Genomic DNA, 14,093 nt, shown 5'->3' with positions numbered 1-14,093 from the left:
GCCGCGGGGCCGCCCCCCCCCCCCGGGGGGGGGGGGCCCGGGGGGGGGCCCCCGGGGGGGGGGGGGGGGGGCCCCGCGGGGGGGGCCCCCCACCGCTCCCCCTGAGGCCGGCCGGGTCGATCGGCCGCCGTGCAGTAGGCGGCCGGATCAGCGGAGAAGCCCTGCACGTCAAGAGCGATGAGGGGATCGTCGTCGATGCGCCGCACCATGTCATCAACGGGTACCTGCCAGTCGGACCACTCCACGATCCCACCCGTGACGCCGCACGAACACAGACCGGTAGCCACAGCATCCACCCGTGCACCCGGGCTCACCCAGTACTACATGACGTCCCTCACCGGTCGCCCAGAGTGGCCCCCCCCTGGCCGGCAACGCCTCCTCGACAAACGGGCCGCGGCCTCCCTCTCCGACCGCCGCAGCCACCACTCACGTGCCTTCGATCCGGAAAGACAACTGGGCAGCCATCGGGGTCCCGGTGGCAACACGCTGACCTCAAGCCGATTGAACACCCAGGCACCCTACGTGAGTACTGGCCGACGAATGTTGCTTGACGCGGCACCAGGTCCGCGTCAGGCGGACGGGGCCTCGGCCCGGGCGGGGGTCGCCGGGACCTCACCCTCGTCCAGGGCCACGTCCTTCGTCTCCTTGCCGATAAGGAGGGCGGTCAGGGTGAGGACGCCCATCACGGAGAGGTAGACGCCGACCAGCCACGGGGAGCCGTCGCCGGCTTCCCAGAGGGCGACCGCGACGAACGGGGCGACGGCCGCGCCGAGGATGGAACTGACGTTGTAGGCGATGCCGGAGCCGGTGTAGCGGACGCTGGTCGGGAAGAGCTCCGGGAGCATCGCGCCCATCGGGCCGAACGTCGTGCCCATCAGGGTGAAGCCAAGGACCAGCCACAGGACCACGCCGAGCGTGCCCAGGTTGATCAGCGGCACCCAGACCAGGCCGAAGACGATGATGCCGGCGGTGACCCAGGCGAGGGTCTTGCGGCGGCCGTACTTGTCCGCGAGCGGGCCGGAGACCAGGGTGAACGCGGCGAAGAACAGCACACCGAAGATCATCATCAGGACGAACGCGGTGTAGCTGTAGCCGAGGCCCGGGACGTCCGCGTCCTCAGCGGTGCGGCCGTAGCTCAGCGAGAACGTCGTCATCAGATAGAAGAGGACGTATGTCGCCAGCATCGCGAAGCTGCCGAGGACCAGCTGCTTCCAGTGGTGGCGGAAGACGGTGGCCAACGGCAGCTTGCGGACCTTGCCGGTCTCCTGCGTCTTCGCGAAGACCTGCGACTCGACCAGGCGCATGCGTACCCACAGACCGATCGCGACCATGACAGCGGAGAACAGGAACGGGATCCGCCAGCCCCAGCTCTGGAAGGCGTCGGAGGGCTGCGAGGGGTCGGCGCCCGCCGCGGAGGGCAGCAACGCGCCGATGATCAGGAAGAGGCCATTGCCGATGATGAACCCGAGCGGGGCGCCCAGCTGCGGGAACGTGCCCCACAGCGCGCGCTTTCCGGCGGGTGCGTTCTCGGTGGCGACCAGGGCCGCGCCGCTCCACTCGCCGCCGAGCGCGAAGCCCTGGGCGAGCCGCATCAGCACCAGCAGTGCCGTGGCGACCCAGCCGGCTTGCGCGTACGTCGGCAGAACGCCGATCAGGAAGGTGGCGATGCCCATCGTGAGCAGCGAGGCCACCAGGGTGCCCTTGCGGCCGAGGCGGTCGCCGAGGTGGCCGAAGACGATCGCGCCGATCGGGCGGGCGACCATCGCCGCGCCGAAGACCGCGAAGGAGGAGAGCAGGGCCGTGGTCGCGTCGCTGCTCGGGAAGAAGAGTTGCGGGAAGACCAGGACCGCGGCGGTTGCGTAGACGTAGAAGTCGTAGAACTCGATCGTCGTGCCGATGAGGCTGGCGATCAGGACGCGGGACCGCGAGTTGGCGGGCGCGGCCTCGGCCGGGGACTGCGACGGGGCCTGGGCGGGCCCGGTAGTGGGAACGGACATCTCTGGGGCTTTCCCACGAGGGTGGAGTGCGGCCGTCGACGTGGAGGGCCGACGGTCCCGCACGGCGGCGCAGGTCCCCCTCGTGGCAAGGCCGCGCGCCCGGTGCGGGCACCGCAACGATCTCACGCATCTCACGGACTGGTTAAGTAATGTCCAGATTGTGGGATCACGGAACCAGTCGCGGGGCGGCACCGGGCCGCCGCCTCGCCGCGCCCAGGACCTGGGAGAGCCGGCGCCCGCAGGCGTGGACGCTCCCTCTCCCCCGGCCACCTCCGCGCGGACCGCCAGTCAAGAAGGTGGCGGTCGCTTCCGCGCGGGCCCACCAGGCACAGGTCCACGGGGGCGGTGCGGCTGCGGACGGGGATGCTGACAGCGCAGCGGCCCGTGGGGCGGCGAGGCAGGTGAGCTGGAAAATCTGATATCCCTGGCCCACTCGATGACAGGGCCGCCGCGTACAACCTCCTTACAGGTGGGGGCCACCGCGGACGGCAGGATGAGTACCCGGTCGTCGACGCGCCGCGCTCCCCCCGCAGCCACGGCCCCAGCCTCGGCCGCGTCATAGGGTCGGTGGCACCCGACGCCTCCCAGTCGCCAGCCCCACACGATGACGCGCCCGCCCACAGCCTTGAGTGCGGCGAGCACGTCCACGCGTCGGCGCCGGGGCAAGGAGGTTGAAGCCGACAACGGGGAGGGACGACGACGGGCACCGATGCAGCAACGGCCAGGACCGTCGCAGGAACGCTCGATCGGCGTCTCCGCCGTCCAGCTTCAACGGCGGTTCCTAACCCCTGAAAGCCTCCAGCAGCCGCAGCCACACCTCGCTGATCGTCGGGTACGCGGGCACCGCGTGCCAGAGCCGCTCGATCGGCACCTCACCGGCCACCGCGATCGTCGCCGAGTGCAGCAGTTCACCGATGCCCGGTCCGACGAAGGTGACGCCGAGCAGGATGTCGCGGTCCAGGTCGACGACCATCCTGGCCCGGCCCTTGTACCCCTTCGCGTACAGGCCGGATCCGGCGACCGAGGCCATGTCGTAGTCGACGGCGCGGACCCGGTGGCCCGCCGCTTCCGCCTCTGCGAAGGTGAGACCGACCGAGGCGGCCTCCGGGTCGGTGAACACGACCTGGGGGACGGCCGCGTGGTCGGCGGTGGCCGCGTGCGCGCCCCAGCGGTCCGTCTCCAGCGAGGGCGTTCTCTGCGCGCGGGCCGCGATCGCCGCTCCCGCGATGCGGGCCTGGTACTTGCCCTGGTGGGTCAGGAGCGCGCGGTGGTTGACGTCGCCGACCGCGTACAGCCAGTCGCTGCCCTCCACGCGGCAGCTGTCGTCGACGGCGAGCCAGGAGCCGGGCTTCAGCCCCACCGTGTCGAGGCCCAGATCGTCGGTGCGCGGCGCCCGACCGGTGGCGAAGAGGATCTCGTCGGTCTCCAGCCGTTCCCCGTTGTCCAGTTCGACGGTGACCGGACCGTCATGGCCCGCCCTGCGCACCTCCTTGGCGGACACTCCGGTCAGGATCCGCGTGCCGGCCTCGGTCAGGGCCTCCGCGACCAGTTCGCCCGCGAAGGGCTCCATCTTGGGGAGCAGACCCTTCCCACGGATCAGCATGGTCACCTCGGCGCCGAGGCCCTGCCAGACGGTCGCCATCTCCACGCCGACCACCCCACCGCCCACGACGACGAGCCGGCCCGGCACCTCCTTGGCGCTGGTCGCCTCGCGGCTGGTCCATGGCCTGACGTCCGTGACACCGGGAAGGGCCGGGACGACGGCCCTGCTCCCGGTGCAGACGGCCACGGCGTGGCGCGCGGTCAGGTGCCGCACCGACCCGTCGGAAGCCGTCACGGACACCTGACGGACTCCTGTCAGCCGGCCCATGCCTCGGTAGATGTCCGCGCCGATACCCTCCAGCCAGCCGACCTGTCCGTCGTCCTTCCAGTGGGAGGTCTCGTAGTCGCGGTGGGCGAGGACTGCGTCGACGTCCAACGGACCCCGCACCGCGTCGCTCAGCCCGGGGACCCGCCGGGCGTCGGCCCGTGCGACGACCGGGCGCAGCAGCGCCTTGCTGGGCATGCACGCCCAGTACGAGCACTCCCCGCCGATGAGTTCCGACTCGATCACCGCGGTGCTCAGCCCGGCGGCCCGTGCACGGTCCGCCACGTTCTCCCCCACCGGGCCCGCCCCGATGACAACCACGTCATATTCACTGCTCCGCGCACCTTCAGCATCATTCATGCGAACAGTGTCCTCGTGGGTGTGCCGCGCGGCCACATGGGCAGGCGGAATAGCGCAAGTGACGTCACCGTTGTGCCGGACACGTCCGAACGGTCCCAGGAAGAGGTAACAGAGTATGAGCACCGTAGAGCTCACCAAGGAAAACTTCGATCAGGTCGTGAGCGACAACGAATTCCTGCTGATCGACTTCTGGGCTTCCTGGTGCGGCCCGTGCAAGCAGTTCGCCCCGGTCTACGACTCGGCGTCCGAGCGTCACCCCGATCTGGTCTTCGCCAAGGTCGACACGGAGGCGCAGCAGGAGCTGGCGGCGGCCTTCGAGATCCGCTCCATTCCCACGCTGATGATCGTCCGCGACAACGTGGCGGTCTTCTCGCAGCCCGGGGCGCTCCCCGAGGCGGCACTGGAGGACGTCATCGGCCAGGCGCGCAACCTGGACATGGACGAGGTGCACAAGTCCGTCGAGGAGCAGAAGCAGGCACAGCAGGGGCAGCAGTAGTCCCGGCGGACGTGCGGCAGACGTGATGGGGGCCCGGCCGTTCAGGCCGGGCCCCCATCACGTCATTGGCCGCCCACGTCATGAGGCGGGGGCGGCTGCTGATGCGCCCGGGGCGCCGTCCTCCCCGGCGTCAGCTGCCGGCGTTCCGCCGCTGTCCGGCTCCGGGGGCTCCGAACCGCCGATGCGCTCGGCGATCCTGACCGTCAGGCCGTAGTCCAGCTCCGCACCGTCCACCAGCAGGGCCTCCACGGTGTGCGAGGCCGTGTCGATGTCCGCCTCCATGCCGTCTCCCGCGTAGCGCGGGTAGCCCGAGGTCCCGGTGTCCCCGGTGGCTGCCACGACCGCGGAGCGGATGGCGGTGCCGGGCTCGGGCGCCCCGGCGGCGGACTCCCCCGGTTCCGGGAAGAGCAGGATTTCGTAGCTCTGCGGATGACTCATGCCGACGACGCTAGACACCCGCCGCCCGCACCGCACGTCGGCACGACACGCCCGGACTCGTACGAGAGGAAGGAGGTGATCGTGAGGGTGAGCCCGCGGCCTGTTCCACGGACCCGCTCCACGGACCGGTCGCCACACGTCCTACGGTGTTGCGATGACGTTCCAGCACACCGACCACAGCAGCGACAGCACGACGGACTTCCCGGGACGCAGCGGCCCGGCCGCCACCACGGAGGCCGACCCCCACGCGGCGGGCCCCGTCAGCACCTCGTACGCCCCCGACCGGGACGGCGATCCGGACCCTGGTGAGATCGTGTGGACCTGGGTGCCGTTCGAGGAGAACGACGGGCGGGGCAAGGACCGGCCGGTTCTCGTGGTGGCCCGTGAGGAGGAGGGAACGCTTCTCGCCGTACAGCTGTCCAGCAAGCAGCACGACGGGGACCACGAGTGGGTCGCCCTGGGCGCCGGCCCGTGGGACAGCTCGGGACGGCCGTCCTGGGCGGATGTGGACCGGGTACTGCGGGTGCGTGAGGACGGGATGCGGCGCGAGGCCTGTGCGCTGGACCGGGGCAGGTTCGACCGGGTGGTGGAGCGGCTGCGGGAGCGCTACGGCTGGAGCTGACCGCGGAAGGCGTGCGTGAAGGCCGCGCGGACGGCGGAGTCGGGGTCGCGGTCCGGAACGCCGAAGACGATCTGCTCGAAGTGGCCCGCGAACCGCCCGCCGTCGGTGAGCAGGGCGCGGAACGCGCCGGCCACGTCGGCCGGGTCGTTCATGAAGACCCCGCAGCCCCACGCGCCCAGCACCAGTCGGCGGTAGCCGCGGACGGCGGCGACCTCGAGCACCCGTTCGGCGCGGCTCGCCAGGGCGGCGGGTATGCGAGGGACCAGGTCCGGTTCGCGGCTGCGGACGACTCCGGCGTTGGGCGCGGGTGAGGTGAGGAATCCGGCGGCGTACGGAGACTCCAGCAGCCTTCCCCGGTCGTCACGGAAGACCGGAACGCCGGGTGAGTGGATGACCCGGTCCGTGTAGAAGGCGCTGCGCTCCGCGCGGTGGTGGGCGTAGAACTCGGGGGCGCGCAGCAGCGTGGCGTGGAGCGCGGAGCCGCGGCACAGGGACTCCTCCTGGGCCTGCGCGCCGTTCAGGTAGCCGCCGCCGGGGTTGCGGGCGGAGGCGTAGTTCAGCACGGCGACCCTTGCCGTCGACTCGCCCGTCATCCGGCGCGCCGCCTGCAGACTCGTCTCGCCCGTCACCTCGATGACCGGTTCGCGGTCGGTGTCCAGTACGGCCACGGGTACGGGCTCGGGGCCGTACAGCCGGGTGCCGGAGAGCGCGGTGGTCAGGGCGCGCTCGATCGAAACCTCGCGCCCCTCGGGCGTGCGGTAACGCCCGGCCAGGACGATGGACTCGGTCTCCCGCGCGATGCCGCGCAGCCGTGCGCTCATGGGCGCCCCCCCGTGTGGTGCATACGGGGCATGCTGGACGGCCGGCGGCATGGACGCAACCGCTTTTTCGTCGCGCGGGGGCACCCTTGTGCGAACTCCCGGTAAGGGTTTGGGTGGGAAGCAAGCACCCGAAGAGGAGGCCCAGCATGCCCCCGGACACTCTCGGCCAGCACGGACCGCCCGTCGACGTGACGCCCCTCGGCGAGGACGAGGCGGAGGATCTGCTGCGCGGCATATGTTTCAAGACGGGGCCGCCCCGGACGGTCGGTGTGGAGCTGGAATGGCTCGTCCACGACCTCGGGCATCCCGAGGTCGCCGTCTCCCACGAACGTCTGCTCGCCGCGGCCGAGGCCGTGCGCGCGACCGAGCTGGACGCTGCACTGACCTTCGAACCGGGTGGTCAGCTGGAGCTCAGCTCCCAGCCGGCGGATTCCCTGATGGCGTGCATCGACGCCACGGCCGCCGATCTGGTTTCGGTGCGCGACACCCTCGGCCGGGCCGGGCTGTCCCTTTCCGGCATCGGCGTGGATCCGTGGCATCCGCCCCGCCGTCTGCTCCGGGAGCCGCGTTACGATGCCATGGAAGCCGCGCTCGACCGGTCGGGGCCCTCCGGCCGCGCCATGATGTGCACCTCCGCCTCCGTCCAGGTCTGTCTGGACGCCGGTGAGGAGGAGCCGGGTCCCCTGGGCTACGGGCGGCGCTGGCAGCTCGGGCATCTGCTGGGCGCGGTGCTGGTGGCCGCGTTCGCCAACTCGCCCTACCGGCAGGGCCGGCGCACCGGCTGGCAGTCGACGCGGCAGGCGCTGTGGGCCGCTCTCGATCCGACCAGGTCGCTCGCGCCGCGGAGCCGCCTCGCTCCCCGGGACGCCTGGGCCGCCCATGTGCTCGCCACGCCGGTGATGTGCGTCCGGAGCGAAAACGGCCCCTGGGCCGTGCCGGAGGCGCTGACGTTCAGGGACTGGATCCGCGGCGGGGGGCCGAGGCCGCCGGTGCGGGCCGACCTCGACTACCACCTCACGACGTTGTTCCCCCCGATGCGCCCCCGCGGGCACCTGGAACTGCGCATGATCGACGCCCAGTCCGGCACCGACGGCTGGTTGGTGCCCCTGGCCGTCGTCACCGCCCTGTTCGACGACCCCGAGGCGGCGGAAACCGTGTACCGCACCGTGAAACCGCTGGCCGAGACGGCGGGTCTGCCGGCCGCGCCCCGCAACCCGCTCTGGACGGCCGCGGCCCGCGACGGGCTGAGCGATCCGGAGCTGGCGGCGGCGGCAGCCGTCTGCTTCCGGGCGGCGCTGGAGGCGCTTCCCAGGATGGGGGCGAGCAGCCACGTCCTCGGGACGGTGGCCGCCTTCAACGAGCGTTATGTGGCCCGGGGCCGGTGTCCGGCCGACGATCTTCCCGACCCGGCACGAACGCCGTACGGAAAGGGTTTGGCCCGATGACTGACCCTCCCGCTCCGCACACCGGTCCGGAACTCGACGCGGAGACGCTGCGCGAGCGTGCCCTGGCCGCACTCCTCGCCGCCCGTGAACGCACCGCCGCGCTCACCGACAGCGTCGACGACCGCGAACTCACCGCACAGCACTCCCCCTTGATGTCACCCCTGGTCTGGGACCTCGCACACATCGGGAACCAGGAGGAGCTGTGGCTGCTCCGGGCCGTGGGCGGCCGCGACGCGCTCCGTCCCGAGATCGACGGACTGTACGACGCCTTCGAGCACTCCCGGGCCAGCCGGCCCTCGCTGCCCCTGCTGGCACCGGCGGAGGCACGGACCTACGCCGCCGACGTACGCGGCAGGGCCCTGGACATCCTCGGCGGCGCCCCGCTGCACGACGGAGGGCGTCCGTTGGAACGGGCGGGTTTCGCCTTCGGCATGGTCGCCCAGCACGAACAGCAGCACGACGAGACGATGCTGATCACTCATCAGCTGCGCTCGGGGCCGGCGGTGCTCAGCGCACCGGAGCCGCCGCGGCCCGAGGGCGCCACGCCGCCCGGCGAAGTGCTCGTTCCCGCTGGCCCCTTCACCATGGGGACCTCGACCGAGCCCTGGGCCCTGGACAACGAGAGGCCAGCGCACCGGCGTGACGTGGCGGCGTTCCACATCGACACCTCGCCGGTCACCTGCGGCGCGTTCCAGCGCTTCATCGAGGACGGCGGTTACGGCGAGGAACGCTGGTGGGCGCCCGAGGGCTGGGCGATGATCCGCGAACACGGCCTGAGCGCTCCGCTGTTCTGGCACCTGGACGCCGGACAGTGGCTGCGGCGGCGTTTCGGGGTGACCGAACCCGTACCGGCCGACGAGCCGGTGCTCCACGTCAGCTGGTACGAGGCGGACGCCTACGCCCGCTGGGCAGGCAGGCGTCTGCCGACCGAGCCGGAATGGGAGAAGGCCGCCCGCCACGACCCCGCCTCGGGGCGTTCGCTGCGCTACCCCTGGGGCGACGAGGACCCGACACCCGAACGGGCCAATCTGGGTCAGCGGCACCTGCGGCCCGCCGCTGCGGGCGCGTACCCGGCCGGCCGGTCCCCTGCGGGCGCGGGCCAGATGATCGGTGATGTGTGGGAGTGGACGTCGAGCGACTTCCTGCCCTACCCCGGCTTCGCCGCTTTCCCGTACCGCGAGTACTCGGAGGTGTTCTTCGGCCCTGGGCACAAGGTGCTGCGCGGCGGTTCGTTCGCCGTGGATCCGGTGGCCTGCCGCGGCACGTTCCGTAACTGGGACCTTCCGGTCCGGCGCCAGATCTTCTCCGGCTTCCGCACGGCGAGGGACGCCTGATGTGCCGTCATATTGCCTATGTAGGACCTCCGGTGACACTCGGGGAGGTTCTGGTCTCGCCCGCTCACGGCCTCGTACGCCAGTCCTGGGAGCCCCGGCGTCAGCGCTACGGCACCGTCAACGCCGACGGGTTCGGCGTCGGCTGGTACGCGGAGGGGGACTCCGTGCCGGGCCGCTACCGCCGCACGGGTCCCGTCTGGGGCGACGAGACCTTCGCCGATCTGGCCCGTGTGGTGCGCAGCACGGCGCTGCTCGCCGCGGTCCGCGACGCGACGTTCGCCGGGGCGGACGGGGAGGCCGCCGCCGCTCCTTTCGCCGAGGGGAGGCTGCTGTTCAGTCACAACGGTGCGGTCCGCGGCTGGCCCGGCTCCCTCGCTCCGCTGGCCGGTGGCCTGCCGCCCGACAGGCTGCTCGCACTGGCGGCGCGGAGCGATTCGGCGCTGGTCTGGGCACTGGTCCTGCACCGCGCGGCGCAGGGTGACGAGATAGCGCGGGCGGTCGCCGACACGGTGGTCGACGTCGGCTCCGCCGCCCCCGGTTCCCGCCTCAATCTGCTGCTCACCGACGGCACCACCGTCGTGGCGACCACCTGGGGCGACTCTCTCTGGTATCTGCACGAACCGGGTCACCGCACGGTGGTGGCCTCGGAGCCGTATGACGACGATCCGCACTGGACCGAGGTCCCGGACCGCACCTTGCTGACCGCGACGCGCACCGACGTCCTGCTGACCCCGCTCAAGGAGCCCACCGCGTGAGTCCCTTCCAGCTGACCCGCACCCTGCCCGCGGACGCGACGGACGCGGCGCTGCGCGCCGACGTGCTGAGCGGTCTGGCGCGGCATCCGAAGACACTGCCGCCCAAATGGTTCTACGACGCGCGCGGCAGTGTCCTGTTCGAGGAGATCACCCGGCTGGCCGAGTACTACCCGACCCGTGCCGAGCGGGAGATCCTGATCGCCCATGCCGGTGACATCGCCGAGGCGTCCGGGGCGCGAACCCTGATCGAGTTGGGGTCGGGCTCCTCCGAGAAGACCAGGCACCTGCTGGACGCGCTGCCGGCGCTGCACACGTATGTGCCCGTCGACGTCAGCGAGAGCGCCCTCGCGGGTGCGGCCGAGGCGCTGCTGGCGGAACGTCCAGGGCTCTCCGTGCACGCGCTCGTCGCCGATTTCACACATGAGCTGGAGCTGCCCAGGACCCCGGGGCCACGGCTGGTGGCGTTCCTCGGCGGAACGCTGGGCAACCTGCTCCCGGAGGAACGCGCCGAGTTCCTGCGGTCCGTGCGGACGCGGCTCGCGCCCGGGGACGGGCTGCTGCTCGGCACGGACCTGGTCAAGGACGAGGCGACTCTCGTGGCGGCGTACGACGATGCGGCCGGGGTGACGGCCGCCTTCAACAAGAACGTGCTGGCGGTGGTGAACCGCGAGCTGGGGGCGGACTTCCCGCTCGAGGACTTCGCTCATGTGGCCCTCTGGGACCCGGACCACGAGTGGGTCGAGATGCGGCTGGCCGCCCGACGGGCACTGACGGTCAAGATCAGGGAGCTGGATCTCGTCGTGCACTTCGAGGAGGGCGAGGAGTTGCGCACCGAGATCTCGGCGAAGTTCCGTGAGGAAAGGGTGCGCGACGAGCTGGCCGCTGCCGGCCTGCGACTGGATCAGTGGTGGACGGATGGAGCGGGCAGGTTCGCACTGTCTCTGGCGACGGCCGACTGAGCCGCGCGGGCCAGGGCCCGCCGGCCGGGCTCACCGTCCAGGAGGACCGGCGGCAGGATCCGGATCTCGGCGGTGAGTCCGGCGGCGGTCACCACGCGCCACAGCGAGGCGGCGAGCGGGTCGTCCCCGACGAACGCGGCGGCTCCCGCCGTGTCCGTGTGCGTCGTCCGGTAACTGATGCGGACCGGACGGACGGCGGCGCCGGCGTCGATCGCCGCCTGGAAGGCTGCGGGCCGGTACCGCCCGCCGCCGCTCCTGCCGCACCAGGTGCTGCCCTGCGGGAACACGGCGACCCGTGATCCTGAGGCCAGTGCTCCTGCGACGGCCCGCACCGCCTCCGGCAGAGCCCGCAGCCGGTCCCGCTCGATGAACAGCGTGCCGCCGAGCGCGGCGAGCGGTCCGAGCAGCGGCCAGTGACGTATCTCGCTCTTGGCGACCATGCGGGCCGGAAGGACGGCGGCCACGAGCGGGATGTCCAGCCACGAGACGTGGTGGGCGACCACGAGCTCGCCCACCTGCGGCCGGGCCCGTTCCACGGGGCACCCGGTGACCCGTATGCGTACGCCGAAGGACCGCACCACCCCGTACGCCCACCGGCGGATCAGCCGGTCGCGGTGCGTGGGCGCCAGGAGCAGCACCGCGGGTACGCAGAGCACCCCCAGGAAGGTGAGGGCGCACCCGGCGAGCAGCAGGGCCACGGCGGGCAGGGGGGCGCGCCTGGCGCCCTCGTGGCGTGCGCAGTCGCGCGGGGTGCAGGAGGCGATGGGTAGCCAGGCGCTCATCGCAGCGGCGCCAGCGAGAGGAAGTGGCGCAGGTAGCGGGGGTCGGTGCGGCGCATCGAGAGCAGGACGTAGAGGTCCGCGACGTCGAAGTCCGGGTCGTGGGCTGGGGCTCCGCAGACCCAGGCGCCGAGGCGCAGATAACCGCGCAGCAACGGCGGCAGTCCGGCGCGGCCGCCGGCGCCGCCACCGGGGTGTCCGGTGGTGTCCCAGAGCCGGTGGGGGGTGACCCAGTACTCCTCGGGCGCCAGGTGATGGGTCCGTACGGTGTCCCAGCTCCTGGCGGCCAGTGCCCCTCCGTCAGCCAGAGGTACGGAGCAGCAGCCGGCCAGCCAGGTGTGGCCGGTGCGCTCCATGTAGCGGGCGAGCCCGGCCCAGATCAGTGCGATGACGGCGCCGTCGCGGTGTGCGGGGTGCACGCATGACCTCCCCACTTCCACGAGGTCGCCGCGGATCGGGTCGAGCCGCCCGAGGTCGAACTCGCTCTCCGCGTAGAGCCGGCCCGCGAGCCGAGCACCCTCGGGCGGCAGCAGCCGGTACGTGGCGACGACCTCTCCGGTGGCCACCTCGCGCACCAGCAGATGGTCGCAGAACGCGTCGAAGGCGTCGCTGTCCAGGCCGGGTTCGGCGCTGTCGAGCCGAGCGCCGAGTTCTCCGGCGAACACCAGGTGGCGCAGGCGCTGGGCGGCGCGTACGTCGTCCTGGCAGGTGGCCAGAGAGACGCGGTATGCCGAGGGCGTGGCGGCAGTGGCCGGACGCGGCGCGGGTACACCGACGGATACGGTGGAGGGGGAGGTGGGCAGCACGGTCATGGCAGTCTCCGGGGACGGATCAGCGGGTGCGGCTGCCGGGCCGTCGCGGGAGTGCGACGGCCCGGCCCCCTACTTCTTCCGTGACCGGCTGGATTCGACGTGACCGCTGTGGAGCGAAGGGATGTGCGACGGCTGAATCCCCGGGTCGCACGGCCGGTGGGCCCGCCCCGCGCACGGTCAGCCGCTGATCAGCTTGGAGGTGATGCGGTCGGACGCCTTCTTCGCCTCTTCCGCGGGATCGCCACCCTCCAGCACCGCGGTCATGTACGGCTTGATCGGATTGTCCGCCTCGACGGCCGGCCAGTAGGGCGAATTGGGTGTTGCCGGCCCCGCGAGGGCCTTGACGACTTCGATGCCTTCGCCCCGTTGATCGGCGCCTTCGGGCACGATCAGGTCGGACCCGCCGGTGAGGACGGCACCCGGCTTCTTCGCGTTCTTGCCGGGAATGGGGAAGTAGCCCAGCTTTCCCTTGAGTTCGGGGTTCTGCTGTTCGATGAGCGCGGCGCTGCCGGGCACGGAGATGATCTGGGCGACCTCGCCCCCGGCGAACGCGTCGGTCTCCGGGGGTGACTGCTCGTCGGCGTCCTTGGGCCCGCTGCCGAGCGTCTGGAGTGTCCGGTAGAAGTCCATGCCCCGCAGTGCGGCGGGCGAGTCGAGGGCTCCCTTCCAGTCGCCGCCGCTGTCCTCGGCCAGTTCGCCGCCTTCGTCCCAGATGACCCCGGCCAGCACGTACCAGTTCTGCCCGGCGAGATTGATGCCCTGTCGGCCGGTGGTGGCCAGTCTCTCCGTGATGTCCACCCACTCCGAAACGGCACGACGACATGACAGAACCCGGGCGGGTCAAGCCCCGGCCCCGCCGTGACGCACGGGGGCGGACACCTCGCGCTCCGACCCGGAGTGAGGCACCGTGGAACCACGAAAGGAGTCATTAGATGTCTAATCACACCTATCGGGTCACCGAGATCGTGGGAACCTCCGAGGAGGGCCTTGACGCGGCGATCCGGAACGGCGTCGCAAGAGCCTCCGAAACGTTGCACAATCTCGACTGGTTCGAGATGACGCAGGTCCGAGGCCATATCGAGGACGGTCGCATCGCTCACTACCAGGTGGGACTCAAGGTCGGTTTCCGGCTCGACGAGAAGGCCTGACAGGCCGCACCGGCCCCGACGACGACCGCGCCCGGTTATCCCACAGGTACCTCCCTCACGCTCCTGAGCGTCCTGCAACGTGGGGGCGGCCACGGCCCACCGGGCGCGTACCACCGTGAAACCGGCCTTCTCGGCCGCGTCACACACCAGCTCGTCGTCATCGACGAGAACGCGCGCCTCGCGGCCCCAGAGCGGGCGCGTGCCCCGGGTGCGTGGCCGCTCGAGATGCAGGCGGCCCCGGGCGCTGGTTCGCTGGACTG

General features: G+C 71.7%; 13 protein-coding genes and 1 pseudogene. 7 read left to right on the top strand and 7 right to left on the bottom strand.

Features of this window, described 5'->3' with window-relative positions; translation table 11 throughout:
• Nucleotides 1-569 precede the first annotated feature (569 nt).
• Both ACFYSH_RS09005 and ACFYSH_RS09000 read right to left on the bottom strand, forming a co-directional pair.
• The gene (locus ACFYSH_RS09005) at nucleotides 570-1,997 is read right to left on the bottom strand and encodes an MFS transporter (RefSeq protein ID WP_359473730.1); all 1,428 of its coding nucleotides are present in this window, start codon (nucleotides 1,995-1,997) and stop codon (nucleotides 570-572) included.
• A 781-nt stretch (nucleotides 1,998-2,778) separates the two neighbouring features.
• Nucleotides 2,779-4,224: an NAD(P)/FAD-dependent oxidoreductase gene (locus tag ACFYSH_RS09000; RefSeq protein ID WP_359473732.1), complete on the bottom strand. Its 1,446-nt coding sequence runs from the start codon at nucleotides 4,222-4,224 to the stop codon at nucleotides 2,779-2,781.
• Between the two features lie 115 nt (nucleotides 4,225-4,339).
• Between ACFYSH_RS09000 and trxA the strand changes: the two genes are divergently transcribed.
• Complete coding sequence (gene trxA / locus ACFYSH_RS08995) at nucleotides 4,340-4,720, top strand: thioredoxin (RefSeq protein ID WP_359473735.1); 381 nt, start codon at nucleotides 4,340-4,342, stop codon at nucleotides 4,718-4,720.
• Nucleotides 4,721-4,798: 78 nt separating this feature from the next.
• Here trxA and ACFYSH_RS08990 read toward each other — a convergent pair whose 3' ends face one another.
• Nucleotides 4,799-5,158 carry a hypothetical protein gene (locus ACFYSH_RS08990; protein WP_388751566.1) on the bottom strand — a complete coding sequence of 120 codons (360 nt, stop codon included), beginning with the start codon at nucleotides 5,156-5,158 and terminating at the stop codon, nucleotides 4,799-4,801.
• A 154-nt stretch (nucleotides 5,159-5,312) separates the two neighbouring features.
• Between ACFYSH_RS08990 and ACFYSH_RS08985 the strand changes: the two genes are divergently transcribed.
• Nucleotides 5,313-5,780, top strand: coding sequence for a type II toxin-antitoxin system PemK/MazF family toxin (locus ACFYSH_RS08985; RefSeq protein ID WP_359473741.1), 468 nt, complete (start codon nucleotides 5,313-5,315; stop codon nucleotides 5,778-5,780).
• Here ACFYSH_RS08985 and ACFYSH_RS08980 read toward each other — a convergent pair.
• Entirely contained in the window at nucleotides 5,765-6,601 is an 837-nt protein-coding gene (locus tag ACFYSH_RS08980; RefSeq protein WP_359473744.1) for a TIGR02452 family protein, read from the bottom strand. The two genes, ACFYSH_RS08985 and ACFYSH_RS08980, sit on opposite strands and share 16 nt — an antisense overlap.
• 146 nt (nucleotides 6,602-6,747) lie before the next feature.
• On the opposite strand from ACFYSH_RS08980, the gene egtA reads away from it, so the two are divergent.
• Genes egtA through egtD form a run of 4 tightly spaced genes read left to right on the top strand, consistent with a single transcriptional unit; the run spans nucleotide 6,748 to nucleotide 11,094 of the window.
• The gene (gene egtA, locus ACFYSH_RS08975) at nucleotides 6,748-8,046 is read left to right on the top strand and encodes an ergothioneine biosynthesis glutamate--cysteine ligase EgtA (protein WP_359473747.1); all 1,299 of its coding nucleotides are present in this window, start codon (nucleotides 6,748-6,750) and stop codon (nucleotides 8,044-8,046) included.
• Nucleotides 8,043-9,380 (top strand): ergothioneine biosynthesis protein EgtB, encoded by a 1,338-nt coding sequence (egtB, locus tag ACFYSH_RS08970; RefSeq protein WP_388751563.1) that lies wholly within the window; start codon nucleotides 8,043-8,045, stop codon nucleotides 9,378-9,380. The genes egtA and egtB overlap by 4 nt, the downstream gene beginning before the upstream one ends.
• The gene (gene egtC / locus ACFYSH_RS08965; protein ID WP_359473753.1) at nucleotides 9,380-10,135 is read left to right on the top strand and encodes an ergothioneine biosynthesis protein EgtC; all 756 of its coding nucleotides are present in this window, start codon (nucleotides 9,380-9,382) and stop codon (nucleotides 10,133-10,135) included. The genes egtB and egtC overlap by 1 nt, the downstream gene beginning before the upstream one ends.
• Nucleotides 10,132-11,094, top strand: a complete 963-nt coding sequence (gene egtD / locus ACFYSH_RS08960; RefSeq protein WP_359473756.1) for an L-histidine N(alpha)-methyltransferase — start codon at nucleotides 10,132-10,134, stop codon at nucleotides 11,092-11,094. The genes egtC and egtD overlap by 4 nt, the downstream gene beginning before the upstream one ends.
• On the opposite strand, the gene ACFYSH_RS08955 is transcribed toward egtD, so the two are convergent.
• The 3 genes and pseudogenes from ACFYSH_RS08955 to ACFYSH_RS08945 all read right to left on the bottom strand — a co-directional run.
• Nucleotides 11,037-11,876, bottom strand: coding sequence for a lysophospholipid acyltransferase family protein (locus tag ACFYSH_RS08955; protein ID WP_359473759.1), 840 nt, complete (start codon nucleotides 11,874-11,876; stop codon nucleotides 11,037-11,039). The genes egtD and ACFYSH_RS08955 overlap by 58 nt on opposite strands.
• Nucleotides 11,873-12,685 carry a GNAT family N-acetyltransferase gene (locus ACFYSH_RS08950; RefSeq protein WP_388751560.1) on the bottom strand — a complete coding sequence of 271 codons (813 nt, stop codon included), beginning with the start codon at nucleotides 12,683-12,685 and terminating at the stop codon, nucleotides 11,873-11,875. Before ACFYSH_RS08950 ends, ACFYSH_RS08955 begins: the two co-directional genes overlap by 4 nt.
• 177 nt (nucleotides 12,686-12,862) lie before the next feature.
• Nucleotides 12,863-13,492, bottom strand: a pseudogene (locus ACFYSH_RS08945) (extracellular solute-binding protein); the annotation flags it as partial.
• A 125-nt stretch (nucleotides 13,493-13,617) separates the two neighbouring features.
• Here ACFYSH_RS08945 and ACFYSH_RS08940 point away from each other — a divergent pair.
• Nucleotides 13,618-13,833 (top strand): dodecin, encoded by a 216-nt coding sequence (locus ACFYSH_RS08940; protein ID WP_099175818.1) that lies wholly within the window; start codon nucleotides 13,618-13,620, stop codon nucleotides 13,831-13,833.
• Nucleotides 13,834-14,093 lie beyond the last annotated feature (260 nt).

This window comes from Streptomyces sp. NPDC005791, from assembly GCF_042871485.1.
In the GTDB taxonomy this organism is placed as follows: Bacteria; Actinomycetota; Actinomycetes; order Streptomycetales; family Streptomycetaceae; genus Streptomyces.
The sequence above is the reverse complement of the archived record's forward strand: the minus strand, read 5'-3'. Positions and strand labels throughout refer to the sequence as shown.

Coding starts and splice junctions, on each gene's coding strand:
- ACFYSH_RS08990 (WP_388751566.1), bottom strand. CDS start 5,158: ATGAGTCATCCGCAGAGCTACGAAATCCTGCTCTTCCCGGAACCGGGG.
- ACFYSH_RS08955 (WP_359473759.1), bottom strand. CDS start 11,876: ATGAGCGCCTGGCTACCCATCGCCTCCTGCACCCCGCGCGACTGCGCA.
- ACFYSH_RS08940 (WP_099175818.1), top strand. CDS start 13,618: ATGTCTAATCACACCTATCGGGTCACCGAGATCGTGGGAACCTCCGAG.
- ACFYSH_RS09000 (WP_359473732.1), bottom strand. CDS start 4,224: ATGAATGATGCTGAAGGTGCGCGGAGCAGTGAATATGACGTGGTTGTC.
- egtC (WP_359473753.1), top strand. CDS start 9,380: ATGTGCCGTCATATTGCCTATGTAGGACCTCCGGTGACACTCGGGGAG.
- trxA (WP_359473735.1), top strand. CDS start 4,340: ATGAGCACCGTAGAGCTCACCAAGGAAAACTTCGATCAGGTCGTGAGC.
- ACFYSH_RS08985 (WP_359473741.1), top strand. CDS start 5,313: ATGACGTTCCAGCACACCGACCACAGCAGCGACAGCACGACGGACTTC.
- ACFYSH_RS08980 (WP_359473744.1), bottom strand. CDS start 6,601: ATGAGCGCACGGCTGCGCGGCATCGCGCGGGAGACCGAGTCCATCGTC.
- egtA (WP_359473747.1), top strand. CDS start 6,748: ATGCCCCCGGACACTCTCGGCCAGCACGGACCGCCCGTCGACGTGACG.
- ACFYSH_RS08950 (WP_388751560.1), bottom strand. CDS start 12,685: ATGACCGTGCTGCCCACCTCCCCCTCCACCGTATCCGTCGGTGTACCC.
- ACFYSH_RS09005 (WP_359473730.1), bottom strand. CDS start 1,997: ATGTCCGTTCCCACTACCGGGCCCGCCCAGGCCCCGTCGCAGTCCCCG.
- egtB (WP_388751563.1), top strand. CDS start 8,043: ATGACTGACCCTCCCGCTCCGCACACCGGTCCGGAACTCGACGCGGAG.